This is a genomic window from Methylobacterium sp. E-046 (genome assembly GCF_022829625.1).
Taxonomy (GTDB): Bacteria; Pseudomonadota; Alphaproteobacteria; order Rhizobiales; family Beijerinckiaceae; genus Methylobacterium; species Methylobacterium longum.
Genome location: NZ_JAKSYP010000144.1, coordinates 1 through 402, shown reverse-complemented (window position 1 = coordinate 402; position 402 = coordinate 1). Strand labels below are relative to the sequence as shown.

General features: G+C 64.2%; 1 protein-coding gene. It reads right to left on the bottom strand.

What is annotated here, in order from left to right:
- Positions 1-221: 221 nt before the first annotated feature.
- Positions 222-402 (bottom strand): hypothetical protein (locus tag MKK82_RS12725; RefSeq protein ID WP_243985924.1); only part of this gene is annotated, 181 nt, incomplete at its 5' end.

Here is a 402-nt window from a genome sequence, read left to right as displayed (position 1 = left end):
ACCCGAAGAGATCTTCGAGATCGCGAGCAAGCTCTACAAGAAGGGCCGCTAGGCTAGACCAACGTGCGTAGGAGGAGCCCCGCGGTATCAGATCCGCGGCGCAGGCGATGGTTACATCTGGGACCGACGCATGTGATGACGGCGGTTATGCTTCATACGCATCATACCCCGCGTCCAACCCATCCGCTTCTGCGACGGGCTCTTCACGCTGCCCCGATTATTCATGTTGCTCTGAGCGCTGCCGCCACCTGACATCTGAGCTCGACGTCGCCCCGGACCAGCGACCGGAGGTTGACCGTGAGGCTGAGGCCGGCTCGCCCCTGGGGATGGGGCAGTCCCTTCTGGTGGTCGAGGACAACGTCGAGGCCGGGCGCCTCGCCGCGCAGATCCGGGAGGATCTCG